Source organism: Falsiroseomonas sp. HC035, assembly GCF_050563525.1.
Classification (GTDB): domain Bacteria; phylum Pseudomonadota; class Alphaproteobacteria; order Acetobacterales; family Acetobacteraceae; genus Falsiroseomonas.
In genome coordinates this window covers 251,937-257,936 of record NZ_JBNXUN010000007.1, presented here as the reverse complement: position 1 = coordinate 257,936, position 6,000 = coordinate 251,937, and the positions used below count along the sequence as shown (strand labels likewise).

Here is a 6,000-nt window from a genome sequence, read left to right as displayed (position 1 = left end):
GAGAGGTCGCTGGCGGCATCCATGTGCGGGCAGAATGACCATGCCGCGCCCGAGCCGGCAAGTCGGAGGGCGAGTCTCGGGATCACGTCATGGCACGCGACTTGCCAGCCAGGGGGGCTCGATGCAGCAAGCCGATGGCGGCATGCTGCCGCGCGACAAGGCGCCCGAAGCGCCGGACCCGGAGGTTTCCATGAGCGCTTCCCTGCACCGCAACCGTGGATCGAGCCCGGCATGAATGGTGGCCCCAGCCTCGCGGCCATCCGCGCCAGCGCCTTCGTCAGCCATGGCGAGACGCGCATCGATGGCGCCGCGGAAGGCCCGCTCGCCGGCCTGACCTTCGCGGCCAAGGACCTGTTCGATGTCGCCGGTACCCGCAGCGGCTGGGGCAATCCGGACCGGCTGGCGGAAGCCCCTGTTTCCGCTACCTCCGCCAGCGCGCTGCTGCCGGCCCTTGCCGCCGGGGCCACGCTGGTCGGCAAGACCCACACCGATGAACTCGCCAGCGGCCTGTTCGGCGAGAACCCGCATTACGGCGCCCCGATCAATCCACGGGCGCCGGACCGCGTGCCGGGCGGGTCCTCCTCCGGCTCCGCCGCCGCGGTCGCGGCCGGCCTCTGCGACTTCGCCTTCGGCACGGATACCGGCGGGTCGGTCCGCGTGCCCGCCAGCTTCTGCGGGCTGTACGGCATCCGCACCAGCCATGGCCGCGTCTCCGTGGCCGGCGTCATGCCGATGGCACCCAGCATCGACACGGTGGGCTGGTTCGCCCGCGACGCCGCGCTGCTGCGCCGGGTGGGGGAGGCGTTCTTCGGCCCGGCCCGGTCCGGGACGCCGCGGCTGATGCTGGCCGAGGACGCCTTCGAGGTGGCGCTGCCGACGCTCGGCGCCGCGCTGCTGGATGCGGCGCAGGGACTCGGCCGGGCGGCGAGGGTGACGCTGTACGAGGAAGGCCCGGCGCATTGGCTGGACACCTTCCGCCCGCTCCAACTGGGTGAGCTGTGGGCTTCGCACGGGACCTGGGCGATGCGGCCCGGCCGCCGGCTCAGCCCCGCGGTGCGTGACCGCATGGCGCAGGCGGCCGCCGTGACCCCTGGCGAGATCGCCACGGCGTGGCGGGCGCGCGAGCGGCTATCCGCGCGGATACGGGCGCTGCTGGGCGAGGATGGCGTCCTGGTGATACCGACGGCGCATGACCTGCCGCCGCTGCGGGATGCACCGGTTGCCGCGCAGATGGCGTTCCGGGACCGCACCCTGGCGCTGACCTGCGTCGCCAGCCTGTGCCGGCTGCCGCAGGTGAACATCCCGGCCGGCACGCTGGACGACGTACCGATCGGCCTCTCGCTGATCGCCGCGCCCTACCGTGACGCAGAACTGCTGGCGGCGGCGGAGACGCTGGCGCTGGAACCGCACCACAAGAATTGAAGCGCAAGCTGCGCCTGCCAAAGGCGGGCGAGCCGCCAAATGGCGGCCGCGCCCCATGGCGCGAAGCCAAGCGGCGGGAGGCCGCGCCGGCGCCTGAGGCAGCCAGCCAGGGATTGAAGCGCACCCTGCGCCTGCCGCAGGCGGGCGAGCCGCCGAGTGGCGGCCGCGCCCCATGGCGCGAAGCCAAGCGGCGGGAGGCCGGGCGGGCGCCTGAGGCAGCCAGCCAGGGATTGAAGCGCAACCTGCGCCTGCCGCAGGCGGGCGAGCCGCCGAATGGCGGCCGCGCCCTATGGCGCGAAGCCAAGCGGCGGGAGGCCGCGCGGGCGCCTGAGGCAGCCAGCCAGGGATTGAAGCGCAAGCTGCGCCTGCCGCAGGCGGGCGAGTCGCCGAATGGCGGCCGCGCCCCATGGCGCTAAGCCAAGCGGCCGGAGGCCGCGCCGGCGCCTGATGCAGCCAGCCAGGGATTGAAGCGCACCCTGCGCCTGCCGCAGGCGGGCGAGCCGCCGAATGGCGGCCGCGCCCTATGGCGCGAAGCCAAGCGGCCGGAGGCCGCGCCGGCGTCTGAGGCTTAGAATCACGTCTCCAGCATGCGCCGCAGCAGCTCAACATCCTCGGCGAAGGCGCTGTCGGCCTGCATCAGTTCGGCGACGCGGCTGACCGCATGCATCACGGTGGTGTGGTCGCGCCCGCCGAAGCGGCGGCCGATCTCGGGCAGGGACCGGCTGGTGAGCTGCTTCGCCAGGTACATCGCGACCTGCCGCGGCCGCGCCACGGCTCGCGCCCGGCGGGGGGAGGACATGTCGGTGAGGCGGATGTTGTAGTGTTCCGCCACCCGCTTCTGGATTTCCTCGATCGTCACCCGGCGGTCATGCGCGCGCAGGACGTCGTGCAGCACCTCCTGCGCGCCCTCCATCGTCACCGGCCGGCCGAACAGGTTGGCGTGGGCGATCAGGCGGTTCAGCGCGCCTTCCAGCTCCCGCACGTTGGAGGTGATCTTGTGCGCCAGGAACTCCATCACCTTGGCCGGCACCGGTACGCCCTGCGTGACCGCCTTGGTCTGCAGGATGGAGATGCGCAGCTCATAGGTCGTGGCATGCAGGTCCGCCACCATGCCGCAGCCGAGCCGGGTCCGCAGCCGATCCTCGATTCCCGACAGATCGGACGGTGATTTGTCCGCAGAGACGATGATTTGTTTGCCGGCGTCGATCAATGCATTGAAGGTGTGGAAGAATTCTTCCTGTGTATTGTCCTTGCCAATCAGAAATTGCAGGTCATCGATCAGCAACACGTCGACGCTGCGCAGGGATTCCTTGAACTCCATCGTGCTTTGGCTGCGCAACGCGGCGATGAAGCGGTACATGAATTTTTCCGCCGACATGTAGGCGACGGTCATCGGCGGCCGTCCCGCGGCCACCGCCAACTCCCGGATCGCCCAGGCGCTGGCGTGCATCAGGTGGGTCTTGCCGAGGCCGACGCCGCCATACAGGAACAGCGGGTTGAAGCCCGGGCTGGCCGGGCGTTCCGCCACGCGGCGGGCGCAGGCATGGGCGAACTCGTTCGGCTTGCCGACCACGAAGCTGTCGAAGGTGAAGCGCGGATCGAGCGGCGCCGACCATTCGCTTTTGCTTTCCGCCCGCGGCTCCGGCGCGCGGCCCAGCGGCTCCGCCAGGCCGGTGTGTTCCGCGGGCTCCGCCAACTGCCGTGCCGTCACCCGTGGCTGGCTGGTCGCGGGCATGACCGGGCTGTCGGAAGATAGAGCGGTTTCAGTGGCTTCCGGTTCCGCCGGCCGCGCATCCGAGGCGCGGACCTCGGGCTGCACCCGGAAATCCAGGCGGCGGATGGCGGGCAGTTCCGCCTGCCAAAGCGCGCGCAGCCGGTCACCATAATGGCCGCGCACCCAGTCCCGCAGGAAGCGGGTCGGAAGCAGGATGGTGGCTTCCTCGCCCTGCACCGCGGCGAGCGTCATCTGGCGCAGCCAGGTCCGGTATTCGACCTCGCCCACCTCCTCCTTCAGCCGGCCGCGGATGCGGGCCCAGACCTCGGCCAGTTGGGTGGCGGAGGACGGAGATGACGGCCCGACCGCATGCTCCATGTGCTGCACCTGCCAACCTCGTTGACCCTTGCGGGCGCTCTGCGTGTGACCGATCGGCACCGGAGGATCCGGCCGCGAAGGAAAGCCGCGCACCGGACGTCCCGGCTTGCTACGACCATCGGAAGGCTACCGCGACCCCGTCGACCGGCGCAAATGATTACTGGCGGGTTCGCAGATTACGGCATTGCCACGGAAGAACAGGCGAGGCCGCTGGAACTACATTTCGCAACGACAACAGCACGCAGCCTGCCTCTCGGAAGGTAGCGCGCCATGTCGTCGGGAAGGGCAGGATCAGGGTCGGCCCGTTGGCCAGACCCTGGGGGGCGTCAGGCCTGGGCGGGGGCGCCGATGGCCTTCACGCGGGCAGACAGGCGGGACAGCTTCCGCGCCACCGTGTTGTCGTGGAACACGCCCTTGTCGGCGGCGCGCTGCATTTCCGGCTGCGCGGCCCGAAGCGCTTCCTGCGCCACGGCCTTGTCGCCACCGGCGATCGCCTGTTCGACCTTGCGGATGAAGCCGCGGACGCGCGAACGGCGGGCGCGATTGCGCTCCGTGCGCTTCTCGGTCTGGCGGATGCGCTTGCGTGCGGAAGCCGTGTTCGCCATGGCGGTGTTGTCTGACCAGTCATTTGTTGCGGGTGCCAGCGGCGGAAGCCACCAGCGAAGGCCGGGTTACTACCCCCCGGGCCGCGCGGGAGTCAATGCGCGCGTGCCCGCGGGGCCTGCCGGGCGCTCAGCGGTGGCGGAAATCCGGGCGCCGCTTCTCGGCGAAGGCGGCCATGCCCTCCTTCTGGTCGGCAGTCGCGAACAGGGACTGGAACAGCCGGCGTTCCAGCCGCACGCCTTCGCGCAGCGTCGTCTCGAAGGCCGCGTTCACCGCCTCCTTCGCCATGGCGACGGAGGGTGCGGACAGGCTGGCGATCTTCTCGCCCATCTTCAGCGCCTCCGGCATCAGGGCCTCCAGCGGCACGACGCGGCATACCAGGTTGGCGCGCTCGGCCTCCGCCGCATCCATCATGCGGGCGGTCAGGATCATCTCCATGGCCTTCGACTTGCCAATGGCCCGCGTCAGGCGCTGGCTGCCGCCGGCGCCGGGGATGACGCCCAGGTTGATCTCCGGCTGGCCGAACTTCGCGTTGTCGGCGGCCAGGATCAGGTCGCACATCATCGCCAGTTCGCAGCCGCCACCCAGCGCGAAGCCGGCCACCGCGGCGATCACCGGCTTCTGGATGCGCAGCACATCCTCCCACCGCTTGCCGATGAAGTCGTCAAAATACACCGCCGGGAAGTCGCGGTCCTTCATCTCCTTGATGTCCGCCCCCGCCGCGAAGGCCTTTTGGGAGCCGGTCAGGACGATGGCGCCGATGGCGGCATCCGCGTCGAAGCTGCGCAGCGCCTCGCCGAGTTCGGTCATCAGCTGGTCGCACAGCGCGTTCAGCGCCTGCGGCCGGTTCAGCGTGATGACGCCGACGCGGCCCTGCGTCTCGACCAGGATCATCTCGTAGGACATGCCGGCTTCCCCCTCATCTCTGCGTGCGGGCGCAGTAGAAGCTGCTGCGGCCGGATTGCACAATCCGCGACACGCCGGCGCAGCCGCCGGCCTCCAGGCCGGGGCACAGCGGGCAGGGCTGGCCTTCACGGTCGTAGACGGAAAACCGGTCCTGGAAGCGGCCAAGCTCGCCATCGGCCCGAACATAATCCCGCAGGCTGGAGCCACCGGCGCCGATCGCCTCCTCCAGCACCGCCTTGATCGCCGGCACCAGGCGGCCGGCCCGGACGCCGGGGATCGTATGCGCCTCCCGCCGCGGCGACAGGCCGGCGCGGAACAGCGCCTCCGCCACATAGATGTTGCCGAGCCCGGCCACCACGCGCTGGTCCAGCAGCGCCGCCTTGATTGGGGTGCGCTTCCCGGCGAGGGAGGCGGCCAGCCTGGCCACCGTGAAATCGGCCTCCAGCGGCTCCGGCCCCATGCCCGCCAGCAGCTTGTGGGCATCCTCCGCCACCGTCGGCACCAGGTCGATGCTGCCGAAGCGGCGCGGGTCGACGAAGCCGATGCGGGTGCCGTCCATCGTCTCCATCACCAGGTGTTCATGCGCCTCGGGAGGGTTGTTGTGGCCACGCGCGTCGGAGGCGAGGCCCTGCGGCCCCATCCACGGCACGGGCGCCGCACCAGCGGGCCGCGCCACCATCCGCCCGGACATGCCGAGGTGGATCAGCAGGCTCTCCCCGGTATCCAGCCGCGCCAGCATGTATTTCCCGCGTCGCCGGAAGCCGGTGACGGTGGCGCCGGTCAGCCGCCGGCCGAGCCCCTCCGGAAACGGCCAGCGGAGGTCCGGCCGGGTGGTCTCGGCATGCCGGATGCGCCTTCCCTCGAGCATCGCCCGAAGCCCCCGCATCACCGTCTCCACCTCCGGCAATTCCGGCATTTTTTCCTCGTGCTGCCGCGGGCCAGATTGCGCGGCGGGACGCTTGCTTGCCCGCCGGCGG

Annotated in this window: 6 protein-coding genes; 2 read left to right on the top strand and 4 right to left on the bottom strand. The window is 70.9% G+C overall.

Features of this window, described 5'->3' with window-relative positions; translation table 11 throughout:
- Positions 1-231 precede the first annotated feature (231 nt).
- Together ACLF3G_RS17230 and ACLF3G_RS17225 are read left to right on the top strand one after the other, a co-directional pair.
- Positions 232-1,422 carry an amidase gene (locus ACLF3G_RS17230; protein ID WP_430670631.1) on the top strand — a complete coding sequence of 397 codons (1,191 nt, stop codon included), beginning with the start codon at positions 232-234 and terminating at the stop codon, positions 1,420-1,422.
- Entirely contained in the window at positions 1,419-1,838 is a 420-nt protein-coding gene (locus tag ACLF3G_RS17225) for a hypothetical protein (RefSeq protein WP_430670630.1), read from the top strand. Before ACLF3G_RS17230 ends, ACLF3G_RS17225 begins: the two co-directional genes overlap by 4 nt.
- A gap of 158 nt (positions 1,839-1,996) precedes the next feature.
- Here the strand turns inward: ACLF3G_RS17225 and dnaA are convergent, their stop codons facing one another.
- From dnaA to mutM, 4 genes are all read right to left on the bottom strand, one after another.
- Positions 1,997-3,514, bottom strand: a complete 1,518-nt coding sequence (dnaA, locus tag ACLF3G_RS17220) for a chromosomal replication initiator protein DnaA (RefSeq protein ID WP_430670629.1) — start codon at positions 3,512-3,514, stop codon at positions 1,997-1,999.
- 326 nt (positions 3,515-3,840) lie between these two features.
- Entirely contained in the window at positions 3,841-4,119 is a 279-nt protein-coding gene (gene rpsT, locus ACLF3G_RS17215) for a 30S ribosomal protein S20 (protein WP_430670628.1), read from the bottom strand.
- A gap of 127 nt (positions 4,120-4,246) precedes the next feature.
- Positions 4,247-5,023 carry an enoyl-CoA hydratase gene (locus tag ACLF3G_RS17210; protein ID WP_430670627.1) on the bottom strand — a complete coding sequence of 259 codons (777 nt, stop codon included), beginning with the start codon at positions 5,021-5,023 and terminating at the stop codon, positions 4,247-4,249.
- 13 nt (positions 5,024-5,036) lie between these two features.
- Positions 5,037-5,939, bottom strand: a complete 903-nt coding sequence (mutM, locus tag ACLF3G_RS17205) for a bifunctional DNA-formamidopyrimidine glycosylase/DNA-(apurinic or apyrimidinic site) lyase (RefSeq protein ID WP_430670626.1) — start codon at positions 5,937-5,939, stop codon at positions 5,037-5,039.
- Positions 5,940-6,000: the final 61 nt, after the last annotated feature.

What these genes read in the sequence shown, in the direction of transcription:
- ACLF3G_RS17230 (WP_430670631.1), top strand. Translation starts at nt 232, where the DNA reads ATGAATGGTGGCCCCAGCCTCGCGGCCATCCGCGCCAGCGCCTTCGTC.
- dnaA (WP_430670629.1), bottom strand. Translation starts at nt 3,514, where the DNA reads ATGGAGCATGCGGTCGGGCCGTCATCTCCGTCCTCCGCCACCCAACTG.
- rpsT (WP_430670628.1), bottom strand. Translation starts at nt 4,119, where the DNA reads ATGGCGAACACGGCTTCCGCACGCAAGCGCATCCGCCAGACCGAGAAG.
- ACLF3G_RS17210 (WP_430670627.1), bottom strand. Translation starts at nt 5,023, where the DNA reads ATGTCCTACGAGATGATCCTGGTCGAGACGCAGGGCCGCGTCGGCGTC.
- mutM (WP_430670626.1), bottom strand. Translation starts at nt 5,939, where the DNA reads ATGCCGGAATTGCCGGAGGTGGAGACGGTGATGCGGGGGCTTCGGGCG.